At 37.7% G+C, this 26,381-nt stretch carries 19 protein-coding genes, 17 tRNA genes, 1 rRNA gene and 1 riboswitch; of the genes, 32 read left to right on the forward strand and 5 right to left on the reverse strand.

Annotation, left to right across the window (positions count from 1 at the left end; translation table 11 throughout):
• The 25 genes from rrf to J2S05_RS00125 all read left to right on the forward strand — a co-directional run.
• Positions 1-95, forward strand: a 5S ribosomal RNA gene (gene rrf / locus J2S05_RS00005); the annotation flags it as partial.
• A gap of 9 nt (positions 96-104) precedes the next feature.
• Positions 105-179, forward strand: a tRNA-Asn gene (locus J2S05_RS00010).
• A 5-nt stretch (positions 180-184) separates the two neighbouring features.
• Positions 185-279: transfer RNA gene (locus tag J2S05_RS00015), tRNA-Ser, on the forward strand.
• Between the two features lie 17 nt (positions 280-296).
• A tRNA-Glu gene (locus J2S05_RS00020) sits at positions 297-371 on the forward strand.
• Between the two features lie 29 nt (positions 372-400).
• Positions 401-476, forward strand: a tRNA-Val gene (locus tag J2S05_RS00025).
• A gap of 35 nt (positions 477-511) precedes the next feature.
• Positions 512-585, forward strand: a tRNA-Met gene (locus tag J2S05_RS00030).
• 8 nt (positions 586-593) lie between these two features.
• Positions 594-670, forward strand: a tRNA-Asp gene (locus tag J2S05_RS00035).
• Between the two features lie 23 nt (positions 671-693).
• Positions 694-769: transfer RNA gene (locus J2S05_RS00040), tRNA-Phe, on the forward strand.
• Positions 770-772: 3 nt separating this feature from the next.
• Positions 773-848: transfer RNA gene (locus tag J2S05_RS00045), tRNA-Thr, on the forward strand.
• 62 nt (positions 849-910) lie between these two features.
• A tRNA-Tyr gene (locus tag J2S05_RS00050) sits at positions 911-995 on the forward strand.
• Between the two features lie 3 nt (positions 996-998).
• Positions 999-1,072: transfer RNA gene (locus J2S05_RS00055), tRNA-Trp, on the forward strand.
• Between the two features lie 29 nt (positions 1,073-1,101).
• Positions 1,102-1,174 (forward strand) — tRNA-His (locus tag J2S05_RS00060).
• Positions 1,175-1,179: 5 nt separating this feature from the next.
• A tRNA-Gln gene (locus J2S05_RS00065) sits at positions 1,180-1,254 on the forward strand.
• Between the two features lie 8 nt (positions 1,255-1,262).
• A tRNA-Gly gene (locus J2S05_RS00070) sits at positions 1,263-1,334 on the forward strand.
• 16 nt (positions 1,335-1,350) lie between these two features.
• Positions 1,351-1,421: transfer RNA gene (locus J2S05_RS00075), tRNA-Cys, on the forward strand.
• Positions 1,422-1,440: 19 nt separating this feature from the next.
• A tRNA-Leu gene (locus J2S05_RS00080) sits at positions 1,441-1,526 on the forward strand.
• A gap of 14 nt (positions 1,527-1,540) precedes the next feature.
• Positions 1,541-1,617: transfer RNA gene (locus tag J2S05_RS00085), tRNA-Arg, on the forward strand.
• A gap of 6 nt (positions 1,618-1,623) precedes the next feature.
• Positions 1,624-1,704, forward strand: a tRNA-Leu gene (locus J2S05_RS00090).
• Between the two features lie 146 nt (positions 1,705-1,850).
• Positions 1,851-2,825, forward strand: coding sequence for a tyrosine-type recombinase/integrase (locus tag J2S05_RS00095; RefSeq protein WP_306978761.1), 975 nt, complete (start codon positions 1,851-1,853; stop codon positions 2,823-2,825).
• 176 nt (positions 2,826-3,001) lie between these two features.
• Positions 3,002-3,517 (forward strand): hypothetical protein, encoded by a 516-nt coding sequence (locus J2S05_RS00100; protein ID WP_306978762.1) that lies wholly within the window; start codon positions 3,002-3,004, stop codon positions 3,515-3,517.
• A 283-nt stretch (positions 3,518-3,800) separates the two neighbouring features.
• Positions 3,801-4,379: a recombinase family protein gene (locus J2S05_RS00105; protein ID WP_306978764.1), complete on the forward strand. Its 579-nt coding sequence runs from the start codon at positions 3,801-3,803 to the stop codon at positions 4,377-4,379.
• 312 nt (positions 4,380-4,691) lie between these two features.
• Positions 4,692-5,852, forward strand: coding sequence for a hypothetical protein (locus J2S05_RS00110; RefSeq protein ID WP_306978766.1), 1,161 nt, complete (start codon positions 4,692-4,694; stop codon positions 5,850-5,852).
• Positions 5,853-6,361: 509 nt separating this feature from the next.
• On the forward strand, positions 6,362-7,168 hold the full coding sequence (locus tag J2S05_RS00115; RefSeq protein WP_306978767.1) for an abortive infection family protein: 807 nt from the start codon (positions 6,362-6,364) through the stop codon (positions 7,166-7,168).
• Positions 7,169-7,231: 63 nt separating this feature from the next.
• Entirely contained in the window at positions 7,232-9,283 is a 2,052-nt protein-coding gene (locus J2S05_RS00120; RefSeq protein WP_306978769.1) for a RecQ family ATP-dependent DNA helicase, read from the forward strand.
• 15 nt (positions 9,284-9,298) lie between these two features.
• Entirely contained in the window at positions 9,299-10,423 is a 1,125-nt protein-coding gene (locus tag J2S05_RS00125) for a DNA-processing protein DprA (protein ID WP_306978771.1), read from the forward strand.
• Between the two features lie 311 nt (positions 10,424-10,734).
• Here J2S05_RS00125 and J2S05_RS00130 read toward each other — a convergent pair whose 3' ends face one another.
• Together J2S05_RS00130 and J2S05_RS00135 are read right to left on the reverse strand one after the other, a co-directional pair.
• Complete coding sequence (locus J2S05_RS00130) at positions 10,735-10,869, reverse strand: hypothetical protein (protein ID WP_306978773.1); 135 nt, start codon at positions 10,867-10,869, stop codon at positions 10,735-10,737.
• Between the two features lie 441 nt (positions 10,870-11,310).
• Complete coding sequence (locus J2S05_RS00135; RefSeq protein WP_306978775.1) at positions 11,311-11,709, reverse strand: hypothetical protein; 399 nt, start codon at positions 11,707-11,709, stop codon at positions 11,311-11,313.
• Positions 11,710-11,807: 98 nt separating this feature from the next.
• On the opposite strand from J2S05_RS00135, the gene J2S05_RS00140 reads away from it, so the two are divergent.
• Positions 11,808-12,536, forward strand: coding sequence for an alpha/beta fold hydrolase (locus tag J2S05_RS00140; RefSeq protein WP_306978777.1), 729 nt, complete (start codon positions 11,808-11,810; stop codon positions 12,534-12,536).
• 205 nt (positions 12,537-12,741) lie between these two features.
• Here the strand turns inward: J2S05_RS00140 and J2S05_RS00145 are convergent, their stop codons facing one another.
• Entirely contained in the window at positions 12,742-15,696 is a 2,955-nt protein-coding gene (locus J2S05_RS00145; RefSeq protein WP_306978778.1) for a 5'-nucleotidase C-terminal domain-containing protein, read from the reverse strand.
• Between the two features lie 256 nt (positions 15,697-15,952).
• Between J2S05_RS00145 and J2S05_RS00150 the strand changes: the two genes are divergently transcribed.
• Positions 15,953-16,342 carry a DoxX family protein gene (locus tag J2S05_RS00150; RefSeq protein ID WP_306978780.1) on the forward strand — a complete coding sequence of 130 codons (390 nt, stop codon included), beginning with the start codon at positions 15,953-15,955 and terminating at the stop codon, positions 16,340-16,342.
• A gap of 268 nt (positions 16,343-16,610) precedes the next feature.
• Complete coding sequence (locus J2S05_RS00155; RefSeq protein WP_306981015.1) at positions 16,611-18,158, forward strand: gamma-glutamyltransferase family protein; 1,548 nt, start codon at positions 16,611-16,613, stop codon at positions 18,156-18,158.
• Positions 18,159-18,229: 71 nt separating this feature from the next.
• On the opposite strand, the gene J2S05_RS00160 is transcribed toward J2S05_RS00155, so the two are convergent.
• Positions 18,230-19,699 carry a DASS family sodium-coupled anion symporter gene (locus J2S05_RS00160; protein WP_306978782.1) on the reverse strand — a complete coding sequence of 490 codons (1,470 nt, stop codon included), beginning with the start codon at positions 19,697-19,699 and terminating at the stop codon, positions 18,230-18,232.
• A 165-nt stretch (positions 19,700-19,864) separates the two neighbouring features.
• Positions 19,865-19,971, forward strand: a riboswitch (SAM riboswitch).
• A 140-nt stretch (positions 19,972-20,111) separates the two neighbouring features.
• On the opposite strand from J2S05_RS00160, the gene metE reads away from it, so the two are divergent.
• The 4 genes from metE (at position 20,112) to J2S05_RS00180 (ending at position 25,897) form a co-directional block, all read left to right on the forward strand.
• The gene (gene metE / locus J2S05_RS00165) at positions 20,112-22,403 is read left to right on the forward strand and encodes a 5-methyltetrahydropteroyltriglutamate--homocysteine S-methyltransferase (RefSeq protein WP_306978784.1); all 2,292 of its coding nucleotides are present in this window, start codon (positions 20,112-20,114) and stop codon (positions 22,401-22,403) included.
• Between the two features lie 77 nt (positions 22,404-22,480).
• Positions 22,481-23,092 (forward strand): DUF3298 and DUF4163 domain-containing protein, encoded by a 612-nt coding sequence (locus tag J2S05_RS00170; protein WP_306978785.1) that lies wholly within the window; start codon positions 22,481-22,483, stop codon positions 23,090-23,092.
• Positions 23,093-23,158: 66 nt separating this feature from the next.
• Entirely contained in the window at positions 23,159-24,571 is a 1,413-nt protein-coding gene (locus J2S05_RS00175; protein ID WP_306978787.1) for an NAD-dependent succinate-semialdehyde dehydrogenase, read from the forward strand.
• A 276-nt stretch (positions 24,572-24,847) separates the two neighbouring features.
• A complete protein-coding gene (locus J2S05_RS00180) occupies positions 24,848-25,897 on the forward strand; it encodes a M42 family metallopeptidase (protein ID WP_306978789.1) in 1,050 nt (349 codons plus the stop codon).
• Positions 25,898-25,934: 37 nt separating this feature from the next.
• On the opposite strand, the gene J2S05_RS00185 is transcribed toward J2S05_RS00180, so the two are convergent.
• Complete coding sequence (locus tag J2S05_RS00185) at positions 25,935-26,375, reverse strand: Dps family protein (protein ID WP_306978790.1); 441 nt, start codon at positions 26,373-26,375, stop codon at positions 25,935-25,937.
• Positions 26,376-26,381 lie beyond the last annotated feature (6 nt).

Below are 26,381 nucleotides of genomic sequence, written 5' to 3' on the forward strand. Positions count from 1 at the left end.
GTCACACCCGTTCCCATGCCGAACACGGCCGTTAAGCTCTTCTGCGTCAATGGTAGTTGGGGGCTTCCCCCTGCGAGAGTAGAACGTTGCCGGGCTGTTATTATTCCACAGTAGCTCAGTGGTAGAGCAATCGGCTGTTAACCGATCGGTCGTAGGTTCGAGTCCTACCTGTGGAGCCATATCTGGAGAGCTGTCCGAGTTTGGCCGAAGGAGCACGATTGGAAATCGTGTAGGCGGTGTAGAACCGTCTCGAGGGTTCGAATCCCTCGCTCTCCGCCAGCTTACCTATATAAAGTGGCCCGTTGGTCAAGCGGTTAAGACACCGCCCTTTCACGGCGGTATCACGGGTTCGATTCCCGTACGGGTCACCAATAAACTTTTTATACATAACTATTACCCAGGAGGATTAGCTCAGCTGGGAGAGCATCTGCCTTACAAGCAGAGGGTCGGCGGTTCGAGCCCGTCATCCTCCACCATTTTTAAAAAGAATCATATAGTGACTTTATAACGACGCGGGGTGGAGCAGTTCGGTAGCTCGTCGGGCTCATAACCCGAAGGTCGGAGGTTCAAATCCTCCCCCCGCAATTACTATTGGTCTGGTAGTTCAGTTGGTTAGAATGCCTGCCTGTCACGCAGGAGGTCGCGGGTTCGAGTCCCGTCCAGACCGCCATTTTTATTTGAATAAGATAGTGTGGCTTAGTAGCTCAGTTGGTAGAGCAACGGACTGAAAATCCGTGTGTCGGCAGTTCGATTCTGTCCTGAGCCACCATTTGCCGGCCTAGCTCAATTGGTAGAGCAACTGACTTGTAATCAGTAGGTTGGGGGTTCAAGTCCTCTGGCCGGCACCACTACACATAGTCAAGTAGCTGTTGACTAAAAGATTGAACTTGTGTATCATTGTTATTGCTTTGGAGGGGTAGCGAAGTGGCTAAACGCGGCGGACTGTAAATCCGCTCCCTACGGGTTCGGCAGTTCGAATCTGCCCCCCTCCACCATTTAGGGGCATAGTTTAAAGGTAGAACAGAGGTCTCCAAAACCTCCGGTGTGGGTTCAATTCCTACTGCCCCTGCCAATTAAAACTTAAACGATATAAAAAATATGGCGATTGTGGCGAAGTGGTTAACGCACCGGATTGTGATTCCGGCATTCGTGGGTTCAATTCCCATCAGTCGCCCTTTTTGGGCTATAGCCAAGCGGTAAGGCAACGGATTTTGATTCCGTCATTCCCTGGTTCGATCCCAGGTAGCCCAGCCATTTTTTTTGCGGAAGTAGTTCAGTGGTAGAACATCACCTTGCCAAGGTGGGGGTCGCGAGTTCGAATCTCGTCTTCCGCTTTTCTTCTTTTTTTACGGCGGTATAGCCAAGTGGTAAGGCACGGGTCTGCAAAACCCTTATCCCCGGTTCAAATCCGGGTACCGCCTTTTTTATTTTTTTCTGCCTGCCGGGGTGGTGGAATGGGCAGACACACAGGACTTAAAATCCTGCGGTAAGTGATTACCGTGCCGGTTCAAGTCCGGCCCTCGGCATCATCTTTATATTTGCGCCCGTAGCTCAACTGGATAGAGTACTTGACTACGAATCAAGCGGTTAGAGGTTCGACTCCTCTCGGGCGCGCCATTTTTTGCCGGTGTGGCGGAATTGGCAGACGCGCACGACTCAAAATCGTGTTCCTCTGGAGTGCCGGTTCGACCCCGGCCACCGGTATTATATTGATAGCTAATAGGCTATTAAATCAACGTTTCTTACATTGTGTAGGAAGCGTTTTTTGTTTATTCTAAGACGATTGTTACTAAAAGATCGTATTCAAGAAATCGTGTGCGTTCCTGTCAAAACTTAAGGAGAGATCTAAAATGACGAGACGTTCAAATGAATTATCAGTAGAAGAGTTATCTGTTATTAAAACTGTAAAAGTAGTAAAAGATATAAATTTTAAAACCGCTCTTACTTTTTTTATTGATGATTGTGAAATAAGAAATTTAAGGCCACAAACTATTCAATATTATAAAAATGAGCTATCAGCATTGTACAAACTATTAAAAGAAAATGAAATTAATCCAGAACCAAGCCATGTTAATCGAGATGACATAAAAACAATAATCTTAACCATGAAAGAAAAAGGCTTACAAACAGTAACAATCAATACTAGGTTAAGGGCAGTAAGAGCATTCTTTAATTTTTTACATAGAGAGAGGCATATTAGCAGTAATCCTTTGAGTGAGATTAGCTTACTCAAAGATCGTAGAAAAGTAGTAGAGACATTTACAACGTCACAGTTAGATCAAATATTTAATCAGCCGAACTTACGATCATTTGTGGGTGTAAGGGATTATACTTTCATGCTCGTACTGCTAGAAACTGGTATACGAGTAAGTGAGCTTGAGGGGATATGTGTACAAGATATAATGTGGAATGAATCAAAACTTCATATTAGGAATACAAAAACATATAAAGAGAGGCTAGTACCAATCCAAAATAAAATGAAAACTCAATTACAGAAATATATTCAGGTTCGAGGGAGATTGGATAGTGATTCTTTGTTTGTAACACTTGATGGAAAGGCAATGTCTAAGAGGCAATATCAGAACAGAGTAACTTTCTATGGTAAGCAAGCTATAATAAAAGGCGTTAGATGCTCATGTCATACTTTTAGACATACCTTCGCTAAATTAAGCGTTAAGAACGGAGCTGGAATATTTGAACTTCAGCAGATCCTGGGTCATACATCTATGGATATGGTAAGAGTTTATGTTAATTTATTTAGCGATGATGTTATTGAAAAGCATAAGTCCTTCTCTCCACTAAAAAATATCCAACCTAGCAGGTAATTTCACTATCTATTAAAATTGGGGAAAAAGTAATTTATTGTTATATACCGGAGTAATATGTTAGTATATAGCTAATTAGTTGTTGTATTAGTAATGTTTTAAAATGATTCTAAATTCCTATGTTTGTATTTTTTATTTTTAAAGATTTAGAATACTTTACGGTGGTGAGCTAATAAATGGCGAGGATTACAGAAGCATTACTTAAAGATCAAAATCGATTCATATCAATTAATGATATTACTCCTGGCGAATATTCAGATCAATTTAAAGGTAACTTGTTTTGTACTACGCCAAGTTGTCCTGCTCAAGTGTCCTATGTTTATAAAGAGAATAATAGAAGCCACTTTAGAACATGGCCTGATAGTAAGCATTTAGAGCAATGTATGTTTTTCTTTGAAAAAGTTAATGAGCGTGCCAGTAATCGTAGAAATGGAACAATTGAAGGTACAGTTACAAGTACTCAAATAAAAAGATCTCTACAGGAAGCATTTGATAACGAAATTATGAGTGATATGGAGAGAGATTTAAGAAGACAAAAAGATAGAGAAAATAGAGCTCGTAGGCAAAGAGAACGTGTTGTTAGGGCAGAGACTCAGAGCCCTGAAGTAAGGGGAGTTACAGATCCTAACAGAATCAATGACGATACAAATAATGTAGGAACTCGTCTCTATATATGCTATGAGAGACAATGAAAACCAATAAAATACAGAAGGCGTAGTCTAGAAATAGATTACGTCTTTTTTATGAAAAATATAGACATAGAGCACTAAATTAAAAAAGAGAATGATATAAGTTAATATCAATTGCATTAAATGTATGTGCATCTAGACCATGATTTAAATGAACATATTATTATCTTTATATTTCGTTCAAATAAAGTTTAATTTATAATTAATGAACAAATTGCAAGTTACATTAAGGACTTTATATGAACATTATGGTAAAATATACTTAATTCTCAGAGGAGGCATGGCAATGCATAAAGGAAAGGTCATAAGCTATGTTAGGGTTTCAACAGTTGATCAAAATGATTTACGACAGATAAAAGCAATTGAAGAACGCTCCAATATAGACAAGTGGTTTATTGAGAAAGTAAGTGCAAAAGATAAGGGAAGAAAACAATTACAAGCAATGCTAGAGTATACTCGTGAAGGCGATACAGTTGTTATAAATGATTTCTCAAGACTAGCTAGAAGTACAAAAGATTTACTTGATTTAGTGGAGTTAATGAAAAAGAAAAATGTCACATTGATATCATTAAAAGAGAATATTAATACCTCAACACCACAAGGGAAATTAATGCTTACTATGATAGGAGCAATTAATGAGTTTGAAAGAATGAATATGTTAGAACGACAGCGTGAAGGAATTGCAATTGCTAAGAAGCAAGGTAAGTACAGAGGTAGAAAAGCAATCGTTATAGATGATAGATTCAAGGCATTACAGATAAAATATATGAACAGAGAAATTAATAAGACAAAGTTTGCTAAAGAATTAGGTGTTAGCAGGACGACTCTGTATAAGATGCTTAATGAGTATGAAGTAAGTGATTAACTTTAATAAAAGGATAATTTTATTCAATATACAGTGGTTAACTTTCTCTTATTACTATGATTACTCTTTTTGAAGGCAAATGTATATTGATACCTTTTTACACAAGCAATTGTAATTTGTTCGTACCTCAAAAATTAACAATTGTTGCGATGCAAAAAGGTAACGCCAAAAACATCGCTAACAGAGAGTTCTTGAATAAATTACTTAGAAAAATAATTTTTGAACAAAAATTGCTTCCTATTATATAATAGTATTCTTTTAATTATAGTAATCGATTCTTGTTCAAAAATAGTTAATAAAGGAATTGATAACTTGTTAAATAAAACACATATATATACCTTAGAAGAGGCTGTAAATAGTGCTTATAGTAATAGTGCACTAAGAAAACATTTTTATGAAAGAGAAGCTAAGAGTAAAAAAGGTAAAGGTAATTTAGGTGCAAATCAAACTAAACAGTTGCTCTTAAATTTAGATATTGATTGGACTGATGTTAAGATTTCAGGGAAAGGTGCAGATAGAATTATAAGCTGTAGTGGTAAAAGAGAACAGTCTATAAGAAAAAAAGATAATAGAAAAGATAATGGAAAAGGGCAAATCCTCTATGAAAGTGTTGTTAGAGATTTAGTTGTAATACATTTAAAACAAAACAATAAAACATTTTCCAACACAATTTCATCTTTTGCTCACAACCTTGAATTAACAAGTAATACGTTATATTACGCTAGCAAGGTTAAGGTCTCAACAGAGCAAAAAAAACATTACGATAATTTACTTTCGAAATATAAAATAGGCTACTCGATGTTTTGGCATATAGTTTCAAAAGAATCTAAAAGAATCCATGATAATTTAAATAGTATACTAAAAAGAATGTCTGAGGAAAATATAATTAGGTACAAAACTTTTTTGAATGCAGTTACCATGAATGCTAATAGAGAGCACTATGCACTAGATATTAAAATAGCTGATGAAATTAAAACTAAGATGAATGAGTTGCGAGAAAAACACGATGTGTTAATAGTCGACATCTTATTTAAACCTAACAAGTACAAAGTTTTACAGTACAGAAGAGAGGAACAAACCTATCTTAATTCAATAGGGATTATGTATGTGTATGAAACAAAAAAAATAGATCTAATTAGTGATGGTTATGAAGTTAAAGATGATATGAAGAGTAGCTTTATTAATGAATTTAAAGTGAAACATGTAGAAATTGTGAAGAACTTAGCTGAAAGAATACAGGATAATTTCAATAGTAAATTAATTAAACCTAAAGATAACTCTAAACTTCTTTTAGAACTTGGTGGCAAGAAGAAACCAGAACATGCAATATTTAAAGGAACAGAGTATCAATTAGTAATGGAGAATAGTACTAGACTTTTATACGATCGATTAGCACAAGCCAAAGTAGCCGGAACTTTTCCAACCGAGTACAGCGTTAACTTGAGGATTATTCAAGATATTAACTACGACTAGAAAATACAAGATACCTCTTAATATATTCTTAGAAGATCATTTTTTTGTCATAGCAATAAGAGCCTGTCACGAGATGGGTTCTTGTTTTTTATACTATTTTATATGGTATAATTGTAATAGTATTGAAAAAGAAATATGTTGTTTCACATATTACAAGCTCTGTAAAAGTAGCTATATATCTCACCTGCAAACGCTTATACTACATCTCAAATCAAAACTAAAAATGTAGGGGGTAGTTTTGACCTTATTAAAAAAGATACCCGTAATTATTCTTGTAAGCACTATCATCCGTCCAATCCATGTTAATTATACTACCGTGTGAATTAATAAATTATCTACTTAAAAGACAATAGTATGCGCGTGTATACATGCTATGATTATTTTTCTAAGTAATCTTATGAAATACGCTTTGAATAATATTACTATTTTTATTAAATTATTTGTACTTATGCATTAGGCATAATCTTAGGGTTTTGAAACTCTAAAATAGATAGGAGGTTTAATGATATATGAATGCAATTGAAACTTTAGAGGTTTCTAAGAACAACTTAAAAATGGCTATATCAGAGTATTTTAATAATGATGCTGACCCATTTAAAGAGACTGTCAAAGCTGATTCGTTATTTAAAGATTGTAGAAATATAATTAAAAGGTTAATACCACTTAAAGATAGCTTTTCCATGCCACTATTTCTAAGAACAAGCAGGAGTATTGAAGAAGCTGTAAATTACCTAACTTCAAATTTAGAATATGAGGAAAATCTTTATACAATTAATTCTCACATCATTCTTAGTTTTAATGAGTTCATAGACTATCTAGAAGAAGAACAAATAGATGTTAAAATTATTCATGTTGAATGTGAAGTACCTAAAGAATTAACCTTTATTCATATATTGGAATCTATCTCGAAGTGTGAAGATCGTATCAATATAGCAGATTATTCAGGGGCAGTTACAAGTGCTAAAACGTTAGTAGAAGGGGTTTGTAAAGAAATAATAAATAGGTTTCCTGAAGAAATAGACAAAAAAAAATATGATCTGCCTTCATTATTTACAGAGGTTAGAAAAAACTTGAATTTAAATCCACGTGACCCTCATTTAGATAAATCATTAAAAGAAGTATTAACTGGCCTTATAAAAATAGTTAATGGAATTTCTGAGATACGTAATATGCAAGGGGACTCGCATATACCGAAATATAAGATAGATAGACATCATGCATTATTAGTTGTTAATTCAGCCAAGACTTTGGTAACTTTCATATTCAATACATATGAATATCAATTTGAAAAAGGTAAGCTACTTAAAGCAGACTAATTTAACTTCAAAAATACGAATATAAAAATAATTAACTAGTTGGTTATGAAAGGGTGAAAAATAATGTATCTCAAAGAATTGGAAAAAGTTTTTGGTCATGGAGCAACTTATCGTAATGGTCAGGAAAAAGCAATAGATCGAATTGTCAAGGGGGAGCGTGTTCTTGTTGTCCAAAAAACAGGTTGGGGAAAGAGCTTAGTTTATTTTTTAGCCACTAAGATAATACGAGAGCGTGGAGATGGTGTCACCCTAATTATTAGTCCATTGTTGGCACTTACAAGAAATCAGATTGAAAGTACGGAGAAATATGGATTGAATGCAGAATGTATTAATTATCAATTTAACAAATCAATAAAGGCAAAGAAGGAAATTATAAATCGTTGTAATACTGGGGATTGTGATGTACTCTTTATTACCCCAGAACAGTTACAGAACAAGGGATTTGTTAACCTTCTATCAGAACTTAAAGTTGGTTTGTTTGTTGTTGATGAAGCTCATTGTATATCAGATTGGGGACATGATTTCCGTCCGGATTATAGACGTATCAAATCTCTTATTGATATTTTACCAATGAATATTCCTGTTTTAGCAACTACAGCAACAGCTAATGATCGAGTAGTTAATGATATAGTTACTCAGTTAGGAAGGTGTGAGGTTATTCGAGGCGATTTACAGCGAGATTCACTTTACTTGCACAAGCTAGAACTCCCAACATCAAAAGAAAAATACGCTTGGATTGTTAAGAATCTAAAAAATATGAATGGTTCTGGTATTATTTATGCTACGACAATTAAAGAGTGTGAGCGTCTCGCTATATGGCTTCGTTATAATGGATTTGATGCACATGCATATCACGGTAATCTTAAAGAAGAAGTAAAGATTGATTTAGAGAATCAGTTAATTAACAACAATCTTAAGGTTCTAGTGTCTACGATTGCACTTGGAATGGGGTTTGATAAAGAAGATATTGAATTTGTTTTCCATTATTACTCACCTAAATCGATTGTTGAACATTATCAGCAAATAGGTAGAGCCGGTCGAAATATAGAACAAGCGGTATGTGTTTTACTTTATGGTGGTGAAGATGAAAGTAAAATAAATGAGCATTTTATCTATAATTCTTTTCCAAAAGAAGTACATATTAATTTAATATTAGATTTCTTGAAAGAGAATGATGGTGTAAAATTATCGACAATTGAGGGAAATGTAAATATAAATTCTAGTATTATCAATCAAATTATAAAGTTATTATTAATTGATGGATTTATAGAAAAGGACTCTAAAAACAACTATTCTTGTAGTTTGAAGCTTTATAACTCACAACAAAATTATTATGAATCAGTTATTGAGAAAAAAATTCTAGAATATAACGAATTACTAGAGTTCCAAAGAACAGAGGAATGTCAAATGATGTTTCTTACAAGGGCACTTAATGATTCTAATTCTATTCGTTGTGGAAATTGTAGCACTTGTTTAGGGAGGGATTGGAGCTTTACTGAGGATAATCTAACGACAAATGAAATTAAAAATGTTTCCGATTTTTTTGAAATGAATTTTATTAAGATTGACCCTCGGATGAAAACATCTAAACAGGGTAAATTAGAATATACTTACCAAGTAGGACTAGCTTTAAGCTATTACCATGAGGAATTAGGTCGATTGGCTAGTGATGGTAAATACAGAACGGGTGAATTTTCAAATTTACTTGTGAAGGCTTCAGCAGATAAGCTAAAACGTTTCTTAAAAGAAAAGAATATTAATATAGAGAAATTAGTAATTGTGCCTATACCTTCGAATCGTAGACCACAACTAGTACCAGAGTTTGCAAATAGACTAGCAACCAAATTACAATGTTTTTATGCACATATACTAGCAAAGAGAGAGAATGAACCGGAACAGAAGACACTTTTAAATAGAACACTGCAAGAACAAAGTATTCGTGATTATTTATATATAAAAGAAGATATTGATCTAAGTAATTACCATGTACTTTTAGTTGATGATTTTGTAGATTCAAGATGGACTTTTACAGTAGCTACTGAACTTCTTTGTGAAAAATATGATATTATAACTGTTACACCGTTTGCGCTGGCAGACACTAGTGGTAGTGATTAATGTGAGGTGGTTTACATGAAGTTTTCAAATAATGAAATTGCTACATACTTATTTTGTGCGCAACTAGCTCAGACTAAAACAACACCTTTAACAATTATAGAGTGGAATACAGTTGTAAAATCATTAAGTGAGCAAGAAATGCAACCTGAAATACTGTTTAAAATAAATTCTAAAGAATTATTTACGTTACTAACACAAGCAACTGAGGCACAGAAAGATAGGATTATTAAAAAAGTTATTGCTCGTCAAAAGCTTGGACTTTCTATGATTGAGTTACAGGAAATTGTTAACCAAGGTTACGGTATTATGTTTCGTTCTCAAATGCCAGCTAGATTAAAAAAACTAACACAAAAATTTCTTCCATCTTTTTTCTATTATGCAGGTGATCCATCCATATTATTAGGTTCAACTATGGGTGTTGTTGGTGCTAGGGACGCTAATGAAACAGAATTGTTAAAAACAGTTGAAGTCGCAAAAGAATCTGCTCTAAATGGAATTGTAATTATATCAGGCGGAGCAAGAGGTATTGATACTACAGCTGTTGAAGCCAATTTGAAAAACGGTGGAAAGGCAGTGATTTTCCCTGCTGAGGGTTTAGCAAAATGGGTGAAAAAAAGTACGATACGTGATTATATCCTAAATGGAAAGTTACTTTTAATGTCTACTCAAAGGCTTAATGCTTCTTTTACAGGACATTATGCAATGCAAAGAAATAAATATATTCATGCACCGTCAGATGCATTACTAATTGCTTCTTCAAAGATATCTGGACAGAAGTTAAGTGGCACTTGGGAGGGTGTACTTGAGAATCTTAAATACAAATGGTCACCATTATTTGTCATAGGTAGTAGTGAAGGTGTAGTAAAACTAGAATATGAGGGAAAGGCGCGACGGTTCTCATCAATAAAAGAAATTTATAACGAGAAAAATAATGAATTTATTAATTCAGCGGACTTAGAAGACGAATTAGCTCAATTGGTTAAAAAATTTGTTTCGTTAGGTTTGGATAAAGAATCTTTAACAAAAAAATTCATGGAAGTCTCAGCACTTTACTATAAGGAAAATATCAATAGTAAAGTAAATGAAGAAAGAAATTTGACAAAAAATGCTTTGAAATATGAGCAATTGAAATTGGATTGATATCCAGTATATATGATGTTCATTTGATTTTTGAAAAAGAATATAGTAAATTTGTATGTTCAAACATGTAATTAATTTGAAACAAATAGTAGCTATGATGGAACTTAAACTAATAGGTCGTACGACACGATTTCAAGAGATTATTGATTAACAATATAATAGCAGTAGTTTTGGCTCTCAAAACTTCAAGCACGACTCAAAATCGTGTTCCTCTGGAGTGCCGGTTCGACCCCGGCCACCGGTATTATAGGTTAAAATGAAACGTTTCTCACTAAGTGAGAAACGTTTTTTTGATATTTAAATATTCCACTCTAAAGATTAAATATTAAAGACACAACACTTGTAGCAGCCGCAGCTAAGGCGATTATGAAATGGGCTGGGATCTCGACTATTGTTTCTTTTGTTCGATTGGTATTACCATCCTCCTTTTTAAAGTAGAACTTCATGAAGTCTGCTCCTCTCTAAATGGATTTTTGGTTCTTATTTTAGTTTCTCCATAAATGGGGTTGTCCTATTATATAAAATGAAAATTCACATGAAATTTTCAGGTGGAGAAGACTCTTATCAAGAGGGAATTATGTTATATCAAGGTAGATAGATGCTTTAGCAAGAGGGAGGCAATGTTATTAAGGGGTATTCAAGAATTAGTCAGACCGAATCAATATTTACTAAGGTCCTCTGCTGGTGACCAAGTGCTTTTCAATTATTAACAAGATAAAAGCAATGTTTAGCAAGACTAAGTTGCAGCATATCTTTAAGTTTCACTAACTATTACATTCATATTGTCTTCAACATCTTCTGTAATGTCTTTAAGAGCTTGTCTCAGGCTTGAACGTAAGAAAAGAGTGTCCAATTATCAATTGGACACTCTTTTTCCTGAGTACGCACTATTCATTCGTTTCTGCATCTACTAACTCTTCTACTTTCTCCATATCCTCTGATGTATGGTAAATCCTAATCTGGTCATTAGTCGCATCCTCCACAAGATATGCGTCGAGATTTTCTTTTACAGAATAGATCTCAGTTCCTTTCTCTAAATAATTCGAACTAAAATCGTCATCTGTATTTTCATCAATAGGTACGTTCCTTAAGACCTCACCAATTAATAGATCTTTTGTAAAAACTGATTCATCATTCGAGTACAGCGAGATATATGTCTTACCATTTATATTGAGGTAAGGCTGATAGTCTGTTTCATGTTGGTTGTTTGAGTTAAATGTTGTCATGTCTAAATTGCAGCCGCATAAAAAAAGAGCCAAGGTAAAGCAGGGCAACATTTTTCTCATCCATGCACCTCAATCAAATATTTATTTTCAAAATTATACCATGATCTCAACCGTTGATAGGATATAATTTAAGTATTAACTTAATCTAGAGGTGAAGCATGAGCTATTCATATTATGGAGATTCATCGAAACCAATTATGATGTTTATACATGGAGCGGGAGTAGGGGGATGGATGTGGGATAAACAGGTTGAGTATTTTAAGCAATCTTATTATTGTATCGTTCCAACCTATCAGTTTAGTGAGCAGCAATTAATAAGTTATTGGTCAGAAACATTTATTCAGGAGCTGCGTAAACAAATCTCAGAGGGGCAGCAGGTGATTCTTGTTGGGTTTTCTATGGGAGCTCAAATTTCTGTTGAGATGTGTGCGAGAGAGCCGGAGTTTTTTAGTCATGTGATGGTTAATAGTGGGTTAATTGATCCTAAACCAATTCTTCAAAAACTGGTTGTTCCGCTTTTACCTGTCTTTAATTTGCTTCCTAAAAGTAGATCTTTTTCGATGAAACAAGCGAAGGAGCTTTATATTAATGAGCAATACTTTGAAAGATATTATGAGGGAGCAAAACGGGTAACGAATGTTGAGCTTCGCATGATTATGAAGGAGAATTTGCAATTTGATCTACCTAAGGGATTAGACCGCTATCTAGGAAAAATGCTTATCACGATAGGGGAGAAAGAGGAGAAGCTCCTGAAAAGGTCTGTAGGGAAGCTTAAGCGGGCAGTACCTGAGGCGAGGCTAGCTATTATTCCTAATGTTAAGCATGGGTTTTCGCTTGCTGACCCTGCTTCATTTAATGATATGCTTGAGGAATGGGTAAAAGAGTAGGTTCGGGACATGGGAGCTTATAGTCTTGACATGCGAGCATTCAATTCTTACATGCGGCAGCTAGTTAAGACATGCAAGATAGCAAAACCGACATGCGAGAAGTTCCTTTCTACATGCAAGGCTTCTACCCAACACATATTTACAACCCAAAAATATAAAAAACAGTACGCACCTCACAAAAGGTACGTACTGGTTTTATCTTCCGTTATTCCGTTATTTCCTTCCAAACGTCCCACTCACCAGAGTTGTCCTTAGGGCTCTGGCCTTGAGTCCACCATTTGGCTTCGTATAGTTTGTCATCAAGCAGGGCGCGGTCGCCTGTTGTGTAGATGGCTGATGCATCCCATTCTTGGGGTCCTTCTGGTTCTGAGTCATTGATCTTTTTCCAGACTTCCCATGTTCCAGAGTTGTCTTGTGGATCTTGACCTTGAGTCCACCACTTGGCTTCATATACTTGGCCATCTACTGTGACCTGGTCTCCAGTGTCGTAGATGGTTTTTTCGTTCCATTCTTGTGGTCCTTCTGGTTGTTCATAGCAATCGGAGACTTTTTGCCAAACTTCCCAGTTACCAGAGTGGTCAGTAGGATTTTGGTTTTGAGTCCACCATTGTGCTTCGTAAAAGTTACCTTCGTACTCAATTTTATCTCCTGCTACATATGTGCTAGCAGCATCCCATGCTTCAAATTCGCAAATTGGAGCTTCAGGTTCTTCCGGTACTTCTGGCTCTTCTTCTACTTCAAATGTGAAGGTAGTAGGAGCTCTCATTCCTGGTGTGGAGAAGTATGCTTCAAGTGAACCTGTTACAGTGATTAATTTGCCAAGATTCTCAGGGTGTGAAGGTAGATTCAATCCATTACGGACAGCTGTTCCGTTCACAAGTTGAACAGGTAGCATTTTTGAACGATCTGTTTCGTCCGGTGAGTCAGCTAGTAAGAGGTTAGAAGGAGCGTGTGTGCCTTCACCAATTATAGGTGATGAATTGACAATGGAACCTACGATATAGCCTTTTACTTTTGCAGAACCGCTATTATTAGCAATGGCATCTGCTACTGATTTTGAACCAGTTGGATCTTCGCCAGAGCCTTCGCCATCAATCGTAATACGGCTTCCTTCTTCATGATTAATTGGAGCCTCTTGCTCTGTGATGTAATCCACTACAGAGGTCCATACAGGACCTAGATCAGACTCAATTGTTTCTGAATTTAAGTTATAGAAATTTGCTCCGTGCATGTAATCATTGTACGCAACGGTATAGGTTGCGTTAAGGTCAAATGTCTCTCCATTTTCAAGTGATATCTCAATATCCGTTACAGCGCCGTTATCAGTGATTAAGTTATATTCAAGTCCGGAAACTTGAACATCCACACCACGACGGTATTTCGCTTGTTCTAGAATGACTTCTTTAATTCTTGAACCTGGTGCTTCCACTGAAACAATGACATTCCCAAATCCATCTAATGATTCGATTTGCTGGTCAGTTATGGGACCAGGTAGGATTTCACCAGTGACAGAAGATCCGTTTAACAAACCAATATCTGTTCCGGCTTTTGCACGGATAGAGTCTGTGTATAGATTTCCTAGTCCTACATCATTTTTATTTTTGTTTGAAGAGAAGAGCCCAGTTTCTGTAGAACCAATGATCTCACCTGGTAATGGAGCCGTTGGATCAACAGATAGTCTAATGCGGCCTTCTCTTGAGTAATCAAGTGTTTGTCCTTCAGCTGTAAGCTTTAACGCATAGTTTTTCATAGCTTCTGTCATAAGTCCAACTGTTTCAGAGATAACGGTTCCTTCAAAATGATAGCCAGATCCGCCAGTTCCGATATAGTTGGCAACAGCAACTGTATAGGTTTCATCTAGATTAATCGGTTCATTATTAACAGTAAGTGTTGCATCTTGATAGCTTCCAGTTGGTCCGGTAAGAATATTGTAATTCATACCTGAAACTTGTAAGTCAATTTCATTACGATTATCACGAGAGTACGAATACTCAATTACATCTTTAATCGCTTGACCTGTCATTTCATAGACCATGATTTCGTTTGCAAATGGTTCAATTTGGTAGATGTTTCCTAGTGTAACGTCACCAGCATCAATACTGGCACGAATTCCACCATTGTTTGTTAATGAGATATCCGTATCCGACATATCGCGCATTGCATCCGTCCAGAAGTTACCTAGAGGAGCATCGCCATTAAAACGTCCATCTCTTGTTAAGCCATTCGTAGATGTTCCTACTACCTCACCAAGAAGGTCTTCCATGTCGTCGTTGTAGCCATCAATTACTGCTTGTACTTCTTCATCAATATCAGTTAAAGAAGAGACGGATACAAGACTACCAGATGTATTTGTAACAGCATCTGTTGATTGATCATACGTAAGTGTTACTTTTCCAACATTGTTTAGGTTTGATCCTGTTTGAACAATCGGGGTACCATTCACAACATTAGGTGCATTTAGTGTAGTATGTGAATGACCGCCAATGATCACATCAAAGTAATCAACTTGTTCAGCTAGTCGTCTATCATAATCAAATCCAATGTGAGTAAGGGCAACAATTACATCTGCTTGCTCTTCTAATTCACTTTGATAGCTTTTCGCTACTTCTGCATAATTACTGTCAAAGTCTAGTCCGACTGTATTAGCAGGAGCTGTTGCAGGTGGAGCTTGAGTAATGGCAAATATAGCTACTGACAAACCATCAACATCAAAAATTTCATATGGTTTTGGTTGCTCTACATCTGTCTCACCAACATCCATATTGGCAGCTAGCCATGGGAATTCAGATAAAGCAGCATTTGCTGAGAATGCTTCCTGACCAAAGTCGAACTCATGGTTTCCAAGAGTAAACGCATCAACACCAGCTAAATTAAAGACTTCATAAATTGGTTTGCCTAAATTTAAATCAACTACGGGATTACCACTAACAGCATCACCGGCATCAAGATAAAGGAAATGATCGGATGCTGCACGTTGCTGCTTTACATAAGCAGACACCTTTGCATATTCATCAAAGGTTGCATGAATATCATTTGTATGTAGAATGGTAAGATCCAATTCTTCATTTGCTTTCGCTTGATTCGAAAATGAAAAGATCAAAAACAATGCAGCAACAATCGAAAGGATGCTCGACGATCGCCATTTTGAGACGCTATCCATAAACTACCTCCATTGGTTTTTATTATAGTAGACAAGTAGATTGACTAATTGTCTCTATCTAAATGGTATCAAAAAAATGAGTGAATTCTACTAAAATTCTATAAAAATTATGTAAAGATTTCTGACCGCTTGTTTGAGTCCCTATAAATCAATTAGTATATTAAGGATACTTTGGCACCAAAAAGTGCGTACTTTTCTTTTTGGCTATGTTATAGCAAACTAGCAGATATTATTGTTGGAAAGGATTTGTTAAAAAATGAAAACTGAGATTGGATTACTTTTACTTAGAATTGTGGTTGGTATAACCTTTCTTATTCATGGATTGGATAAATTTAACGGAGGGATTGAAGGAACCGTCGCTTCATTTGTTGACATGGGATTCCCAGGTTTTCTTGCCTATGTTGTTACATTTGCTGAAGTTCTCGGTGGTTTGGCATTAATTATTGGTCTGTTTACACGGGTTGTGAGTATAGTATTTGCTATAATCATGGGCGTGGCCATCTATCAGGTGAAATTAAGTGCTGGATTTCTTGGAGGATATGAATTAGACCTAGTTTTACTTGCAAGCTCATTAATGCTTGCGTTAAGTGGTAGTCGATTAGTAGCTGTTAACCGCCTTTTACCAGGAGGCTTGAAAAAGTTATAGAGAAAGAATCTAAACAAAGCAAAAGATGAACAGTGCATACATTGGACTGTTCATCTTTTTTTATGTAGCGTCGCACCGGAGCTCTAAGATAAAGTACAATGTCTTCTTTTTTGTTTGAACTATTTCGCAATTTGGACAAATTCAATGATACCCTCTATACTTTATCTATACATATGCAAGAGACAACTAAACTATTGGAGTGAAGATATTGACTGATCATACGTATCCATATGCCTCAAAAAGAAATGTAGTATACGGGAAAAAAGGAATGGTAGCAACATCTCAACCTTTAGCTGCTCAAGCTGGTTTGGATATTATAAAAGCAGGGGGAAATGCCATTGATGCGGCAATTGCAACGGCTGCTTGTTTAACCGTAGTAGAACCAACCTCTAATGGGATTGGCTCAGATGCCTTTGCTTTGGTGTGGACAGATGGGAAGTTACATGGTCTAAATGCGAGCGGACAAGCGCCGATGGGATTAACTCCCGAAGCTGTAAAAGAAGCAGGTTATACAGAGGAGCTTCCAACTTACGGGGTACTTCCAGTTACTGTTCCAGGAACTCCTCGAGGATGGGCAGAGCTTTCAAGGAAGTTTGGGAAGCTTTCTTTAAAAGATGTGTTAGCACCAGCCATTGAGTACGCTGAAAATGGGTATCCGGTGTCACCAACTCTCGCAAAATATTGGGCGAAGGCAGCAGCTAGCTTCCGAAAAAAACTGACAGGTGACGAATTTAAACATTGGTTCGAAACGTTTACGCCGAATGGTCATGCACCAAAGGCAGGAGAGATTTGGAGGTCTCCTGGACATGCTAAAACATTGCGATTGATTGCTGAAACGAACGCTGAGGCTTTTTATACAGGAGAAATTGCAGATGAAATTGATGCTTTTTTTGCTAAGCACAAAGGTCATTTAACGAAGGAAGATCTTGCTGCTTACCAACCTGAATGGGTAGAGCCGATCAAGTCTGAATACAAAGGCTATGATGTCTGGGAGATCCCACCGAATGGACAAGGATTAATCGCTCTTGAAGCATTGAATATTCTTAAAGGCTTTGATTTTCAGGTAAAAGACTCTGTAGATACGTATCACAAACAAATTGAAGCTATGAAACTAGCATTTGTGGATGGTATGGCTTATATCACTGATTCAAGAGATATGAAAGTGTCTACGGAGGTTCTTCTATCAGAGGAGTATGCTGCTGAAAGAAGGTCTTTGATCGGTGAAGAAGCAATTATGCCTGAGCCTGGAACACCACCAAGTGGCGGAACCGTGTATTTAGCAACAGCGGATGGAGAAGGAAATATGGTTTCGTTTATTCAAAGTAACTATATGGGATTTGGATCGGGTATTGTTGTTCCGGGAACAGGGATCGGAATGCAGAATCGCGGACATAATTTCTCGCTTGATGAGAAACACCATAATTACTTAAAGCCAGGACGGAAAACCTATCATACGATTATTCCTGGTTTCCTCACAAAAGGAAACGACGCAGTGGGTCCATTCGGGGTAATGGGTGGTTTTATGCAACCACAGGGGCATGTGCAAGTGATCATGAATACGATTGACTTTGGATTAAACCCTCAAGCTGCATTAGATGCACCGAGATGGCTTTGGACAAAAGAGAAACAAGTTCAGGTGGAGTCAGGTTTCCCACTAGAAATTACTAGAGCACTTGCAGCTCGTGGACATGACGTTCAAATTGCCTTTGATGAGGGTGGATTTGGTCGCGGGCAAATTATTTGGAGAGACCCAGAAACAGGTGTCCTTTCCGGCGGAACAGAGCCAAGAACTGATGGTCAAGTAGCAGTCTGGTAACTAGAGATTATAAAAAGAGGTACGGCAGAATCGACATAGATTCTACTGTACCTCTTTTAGTTTGTTCGAACTTATAACCCGAATACGATCGGCATCCAAAAGTAAACGGCTAGTGTAATAACGATGACGGAGAAGATATTTAACCAAACTCCGGCTTTCGCCATATCGGAAATGTCGAGAACACCGGCACTAAATACAGCAGTATTAGGTGGTGTAGCTACTGGTAGCATGTAGCATGAGCCAGCAGATAATGCAGCGGCAGCCATTAATAATAATGGGTCCATTCCAACTGCAATTCCCAAACCTACAGATAAAGGTAATACAAGGTTTGCAACGGCTGTATTCGATAAAATTTCTGTTATCGCTAAAACAATGACAACCAAAAGCAAAATGATAATAAATGGAGTGAAAAGCTCTAACAGCTGTAAGGTTTCACCAATCCAAGTGTTTAGACCAGACTGACCGAAACTTGCAGCAAGCGCGAGTCCACCCCCAAAAAGGATCAGAACGCTCCAAGGTAGTTCTTTTAAATCACGCCATTCCAAGATGCGCTCTCCTCTTTTTGTACTCGGTATAAAAAAGAGGGCCACTGCACCAAATACAGAAATAGCTCCATCATGCATATTCGCTGCAATGTTTTCAGGGAAGACTAACGATTTGAATACCCATAGAAATACGGTAATTCCAAAGATAATTGCTACTGAGATTTCATCACGAGACATCTTACCAAGCTTTTTCTTATCTTCTTTAATGAAATCAATGGTTTGATCCTGGTTCCCAGCATCCACCTTAAATTTCATTTTTGTCAGATAGAAATAAAGAAAGACAAGGATAGTTAATGCGATTGGACCCGCAAATAAAAGCCATTCATAAAATGCAACCGTTCGGTCTAGCTCTCTTCTCGCAATCTCTGCGAACGCAGCATTTGGAACCGCTGCTACAAGAGTGGCTAGTCCACCAATTGTTGCCGCATAGGCAACAGCTAGCAAAATACTTTTAGAGAAATGGGTCATACTTTTCCCAGTTAAAATCTCTTTTTCTTTGACCTCAGAAATCAGTGCTAAGGCTACAGGTAACATCATTAAAGCGGTTGCGGCATTTGATACAAAAAGAGAGAGTAATGAAGTTGAAATGATAATTCCTAAAACAATTCTCTGACTCTGTGTACCAATTAAATCAATAATATTGAGTGCAATTCTTCTATGTAGATTCCATTTTTGCAACGCAATAGCAATGACAAATCCGCCACCATACATAAATATTGTTGGGCTACTATAAGAAGCTGCTACAGTATCAATATCTGCGGCTCCAACTAATGGTATAAAAATTAGCGGAATTAAAGATGTTGCTGCCATAGGGATGGCTTCTGTTACCCAAAAGGTAGCAATGAGTAATGTGATAGCTAGTACAAACCTAGGTGCATGCTCTAATTGACTAGATGGGATCAAAAAATATGCTAACAAAAAGAGTAGTGGGCCTAGTATTATGCCTACAATGGCTCGTGTTGGATAGGTAGGTTTATCCTGAGTTTCCTCTGTCATAGATTCATACCTTTCTATAAGTTGATATACGGAACTTTTCTATTCTCCCATAGTCAGGATTAGAAATGCAAATCTTGACGAATTTTTTTAAACAATCAAAATTGTTTTGACACTTAGTTTATCTCATGCTAAAGTAGATTCAATTCAACATAACATAATGAAATGCTCTTATAACGAGAGGCGGAGGGACTGGCCCTGTGAAGCTTCAGCAACCATTCAGAGATGAAAAGGTGCTAAATCCAGCAAGGTGGGAACACTTTGAAAGATAAGGGGTACGTAAATTGAGATTATTCAATGCCTCTTTCTTATTAGAAGGAGGCATTTTTCTTTTCCCTTAGAGTGATTCTGCTTAGGTGGTTTGTCATTAGAGTTTGTTACGTTGAGAGACTATATTTTAGGAGTGAGTGAGAACATGCCAAAGGTAAGAAGTTCAAACATTGGATATCCAAGAATTGGTGAAAAACGTGAATGGAAAAAAAGCCTTGAGAATTTTTGGGCTAACAACATCTCTGAGCAAGAATTACTTGATTCCCTAAAAGACATTCGACTTTCGAACCTGAGTAAGCAAAAGGAAGCAGGCATTGACTTAATTCCAGTAGGCGATTTCAGTTTGTATGATCATGTTCTTGATACAGCAGTATCATTTGGTCTTGTACCTGATCGCTTTAATTATGATGGAGGGAAAGTGGATGTCGATACGTATTTTGCTGTAGCTCGTGGAACAGATTCTGCTGTTGCCTCAGAAATGACCAAATGGTATAACACAAATTATCATTATATCGTTCCTGAAATCACATCTGCACCAACTACACTAGTACATAATCGTGTACTCGATCTATATAACGAGGCTAAATCTGAGCTTGGTATCGAAACCAAACCAGTGATCCTAGGACCGGTTAGTTTTGTAAAGCTTTCTAAAAATCAAACAGGACAATCAGAAAAAGACTTGATTCGTTCCTTTATCCCACTTTATGCTCAGCTTTTAGAAGAGCTTAATAATGCGGGGGCGGCATGGGTGCAAATTGATGAACCCTTCTTAAATGGTGAGGTATCTTCTTCAGACCTTGATTTCTTACAAGAAGTGTACGCGCAGTTAGATGTTGCGGCGCCTGAATTAAATATTTTGCTCCAAACATATTTTGAAGCTGTAGATGAGTATGAAGCAATTGTGAATCTTCCGGTGCAGGGTATCGGCTTAGACTTTGTGCATGATGATGGTGAATCACTTAAGCAGTTGATCAAATATGGTCTACCAACAGGTAAAATTCTTGCAGCAGGTATCATCGATGGGCGGAATGTTTGGCGGGCAGATCTGAAAGAGGTCAAAGACTTAGTCGATCAGCTGAGTGTCATTGTTGGAGAAGGACAGCTTATTCTTCAGCCGTCGTGTAGTTTGCTACATGTTCCGGTCAGCGTGAAGCTAGAGCAAGAACTTCCTGAGATCTTAAAAGCAGGTATTTCCTTTGCCGATGAGAAGCTTGAAGAACTTGTTGCTTTAACAAATGTTGCGAATGATGAGAGCGATGAAGAGAGCCTTGAAGCAAGTGCAATTGCCGTGAAAGCATTAAATGAGTCATCTAGTCGTAATAATGAAGAGGTTCGTGCGTTGCTCTCAGAGGTGGGTACGTCCGTTCCAACTCGTTCCATTGACGCGCCAGAACGATTGCGCTTACAACAGGAGAAATATCAACTGCCACTGTTACCAACAACAACGATTGGTAGTTTTCCACAAACAAAAGAAGTACGTCAGCAACGTTTGAAGTGGAGAAAAGGCGAACTTGAATCGGCACAGTATGAACAATTTATCCGTGATGAAATTGATAAATGGATTAAAATTCAAGAAGATCTTGATTTAGATGTCCTTGTTCATGGTGAGTTTGAACGAACAGATATGGTTGAATTCTTTGGTGAGAAGCTGGCTGGATTTCAATTTACAAAATTTGGTTGGGTCCAATCCTATGGATCACGCTGCGTGAAACCACCTGTTATCTATGGTGATGTAGCGTTTGTTGAACCAATGACTGTGAAGGAAACGGCATACGCTCAAAGACAAACAGATCGACCTGTTAAAGGAATGCTGACAGGACCTGTTACGATCTTTAATTGGTCGTTTCCACGTACAGATATTCCGGAAGGCCAAGTGGTGAACCAAATTGCCTTAGCTCTTCGTAAAGAAGTCGAGGAATTGGAGAAAGAAGGCATTAACTTAATTCAAGTCGATGAACCAGCTATCCGTGAAGGACTTCCATTGAAAGCAAGTAAATCTCAAGCTTACTTAACACAATCTGTTGATGCATTCCGTTTATCAACCATTACTGTAAAGCCAGAAACACAAATACACACGCATATGTGTTACTCGGATTTTGAAGCGATTATTGAATCCATTGATGCGTTAGATGCTGATGTAATTTCAATTGAAACGTCAAGAAGTCATGGCGAGCTCATCTCTGCCTTTGAAGACTTTACGTACAATAAAGGGATTGGCCTTGGGGTATATGATATTCATAGCCCGCGTGTTCCGGCTCAAGAAGAAATTGACCGTAACATTAGCCGTGCTTTATCGGTACTTGATCCACAATTATTTTGGATTAACCCAGATTGCGGTCTGAAGACTCGTAAAGAAAAGGAAACGATAGAAGCATTAAAAGTGATGGTTGATGCTGCTAAGCAAGCGCGTAAACAATTTGTCACGTCACCTGAATAAGGATGTTTTGAGAACCCGCTGATATCAGCGGGTTCTTTCGCATAGACTTCTATAAAAACTAAAAAGGAAGTGTATGCATGAACACCTCTATTCTACCTGTGCAAATTGCAGTACGACATATGTTGTCTCCAAGACTTGATATTTATTATCCGGAACTAGCGGGATTACCAACACCAATGATTCAGCATGACTTGAATCAAGCGATTAATCAACAAGTTCATCGTATGATTAAAGATTCAGGTTATTACGACCCACCTCAGGATACTACACTTACAGGTGGGTTTGAGATTAAAAACAATCAACGAAATATTCTTAGCCTAATGAATCGTCTGTATTACTATAGTGGTGGTGCGCACGGTATGACGGTTCAAGAGACACTAACAATGAATACCTCAACAGGTAAGATCTATAGTCTGGGTGACTTATTTAAAGGAGGCATTTATTATACAGAAACATTAAATAAAATCATTGAAGCGCAAATAAAGCAAAGGCAGTTAGATTTATTAAATCCTTTTACGGGAATAACTGCTAATCAAAAATGGTATATCGCTGATAAGTCTTTGGTTCTTTATTTTGACTTATATGATCTACAGGCTTATGTGTACGGATTTACGTACTTCCCAATTTCAGTTTATGAGCTACAATCGATTATCCGTGATGATGGTCCGCTAGGTGAGATGCTCTATTAAATGGTTTATATTTATTTAAAAACAGGAACAGTAAAGGAGAGATAAAATAAGGAGGATTCAAATCTTATGGAATTTTATATAAATGGTGAATGGACTGGCAATCAGTTAGAGAAGGTTGATGTGATTAATCCAGCAAATGGTGAAGTGGTTGATCAAGTACCTAAAGGTGGGGAAAGGGAAGCCACGGCTGCGGTCGATGCAGCCCATGCTGCTTTTCCTGAATGGTCACAGAGAACAGCCTATGAACGTGGAGCATTACTTGAAAAATGGTACGCGTTAATAGAAGAGAATCAAGAAGAACTGGCACGAACGATGACAGAGGAGCAAGGAAAACCATTAAAAGAAGCCTCAGGTGAGATTGGGTATGCAAACTCCTTTATAAAATGGTACGCAGAAGAAGGAAAACGTGTCTATGGTGAGACCATCCCTGCATCAGCTTCAGATAAGCGGTTATTTGTGGTGAAGCAGCCAGTTGGCGTTGTGGCAGCTATCACTCCTTGGAACTTCCCAGCAGCGATGATTACAAGAAAGCTTGCGCCGGCACTTGCAGTTGGTTGTACAACGGTATTAAAGCCTTCAGGTCAAACTCCACTTACCGCCTTAAAGTTAGTGGAACTAGCAGAGAAAGCAGGAATTCCGAAGGGTGTCATTAATGTCATTACAGGAAGCTCCAGTGAGATCTCTGAGGCCTGGCAGAAAGATAGTCGCGTACGTAAGCTCACATTCACCGGTTCAACGGAAATTGGTAAACAATTGATGAATGGAGCATCAGAAACAATGAAGAAATTATCGCTTGAGTTAGGTGGGCATGCGCCTTTAATCGTAACGAGCGATGCAGATCTTGATAATGCGGTGGAGCAAGCAGTGGCGTCAAAATTCAGAAATGGTGGACAGACCTGCGTGTGCGCCAACCGGATTTTAGTAGCTGAGGAAATTGAAGAGGTCTTTTTAGAAAAGTTTGCTGACGCTGTTTCAAAACTAGTTGTCGGCGAAGGGCTAGATGAAAAAACAGATATCGGTCCTCTAATTGATGACGATGCTGTTGATAAAGTACTTGAACATATCAAAGATGCAAAAGATAAAGGTGCACGTGTCGTATATGGTGGAAATCGCAAGGATGGCCAATTCGTTGAGCCTACGATCATTTCTGGCGTAACTGATAACATGGTGTGTATGGTTGAAGAAACATTTGGCCCACTGGCTCCTGTATCGACGTTTAAAACAGAAGAAGAAGCGATTGAACGAGCTAACGCGACACCATACGGTTTAGCAGCTTATTTATTTACACAAAACCTTAGCCGTGCCATCAAACTGGCTGAAAAACTTGAGTATGGCATAGTCGGAATTAATGATGGAGGACCATCTGCTGCCCAATCACCATTTGGTGGATGGAAAGAAAGTGGCCTTGGACGCGAAGGTGGACACCAAGGGATAGAGGAATATCTTGAGACAAAATATATCTCAGTGAAATTAATCTAAACGGTTTAAAGTAGTGTCAGGAGTCACGATTGTTGTGGCTTCTGGGGCTATTTTTTTGTGTGTGGGGGTGGATTGATTTTAAGAGGGTTGGGAATCAGTGAAGAGAGCTAGATATCATTAAAAAGAACTGAAAATCCGCAAACAAGACAACCAATCTCCACAACTAGAACTCCTACTAAATCAAAAAGGTTCATCATCAGCTATCGCTCTAAGATAGTTGAAACTTGCATGGCAAAGCGGTATCGTATACATGGAGTACATAAGGGAGGAATGAAGATGGCGCAAGATCGAATTTCAGAAACTGTTGATATAGTAAAGAAGCTTGTTACGATCCCGAGTCCTACGGGAAATACGTTTGAGGTGATTGAGTTTGTTCAGTCGTTTCTTACTGATTTAGGTGTTGAGAATAAACTGAACCGAAAAGGTGGCCTTCTGGCAACCATTCCTGGTAAGGACACGACACAGCATCGGATGCTGACAGCTCATGTTGATACACTGGGAGCGATTGTGAAAGAGGTTAAACCAAGTGGTCGGATACGTATGGATTTGATTGGTGGATTTCGTTATAACGCAATTGAAGGGGAATACTGTCAGATTGAAACGTCTTCTGGAAAGAAATATACGGGGACTATTCTTATGCATCAGACGTCTGTTCATGTGTATAAAGACGCTGGTACAGCAGAGCGAAATCAAACGAATATGGAAATCCGTTTAGATGAGCGAGTTCATTCTGCTGATGAAGTTCGGGAATTAGGTATTGAGGTAGGAGATTTTGTTTCGTTTGATCCGCGTGTTGAAGAGACATCAAGTGGGTACATCAAATCAAGACACTTAGATGATAAGGCAAGTGTGGCACTCCTTCTACAATTAATTAAGCAAATAAAGGAAGAAGAACTTACTTTACCTTATACGACTCATTTTCTAATTTCTAATAATGAGGAGATTGGCTATGGAGGAAATGCGAGCATTTCTCCGGAAACAGTCGAATACCTTGCTGTAGATATGGGAGCTATGGGAGATGGTCAGACAACCGATGAATATTCTGCGTCTATCTGTGTGAAAGATGCAAGCGGTCCTTATCATTATTTGCTCCGTAAGCATTTGGTCGAATTAGCGGAGAAGCATGGTATTGATTATAAGCTTGATATCTATCCTTTTTATGGATCAGACGCTTCTGCGGCAATTCGCTCTGGTCATGATATTGTTCATGGGTTAGTTGGTCCTGGAATTGATTCGTCTCACGCGTATGAGCGCACGCATCGTGACTCACTTGAGCACACAGGAAATCTTCTCTATCATTATGTTCAATCAATCTTAGTTATCTAAAAAAGCTGGCCCATTGAGGTCAGCTTTTTTGCGATACTTACCGTAAAAAGGATCGGAGCATCCAATTATGTTTTTCAAGTGATTGATGAATGGCCAAAAGCATATCTGCTGTTGTTTGATCACCAAGGTTATCGGCTGCTTCCATACCTTCTTTTAATTCTTCAATTAAGAGAGTAAAGTCACCTATGATGTCTTCTACCATCAATTCAGCAGAAAGCTCTTTTTCAGCTTCCTTTACAGATGCGGTTTCGAGGTGTTCTTTCATTGTTGCTAGTGGCTTACCTTTAAGTGCAAGCAGTCGTTCTGCAAGTTCATCAATATAACCAGATGCTTCATTATACAGCTCTTCAAACTTTTCATGGAGAGTGAAGAATTGTGGACCTTTTACATACCAGTGGTAGTTGTGTAGTTTTGTAAATAAAACACTCCAATTTGATACTTGGCTGTTTAAGATGAGAGATATTTTTTCTTGTGTCATGAATGG

The sequence above is a fragment of the Alkalicoccobacillus murimartini genome (assembly GCF_030813245.1).
GTDB lineage: Bacteria > Bacillota > Bacilli > Bacillales > Bacillaceae_D > Alkalicoccobacillus > Alkalicoccobacillus murimartini.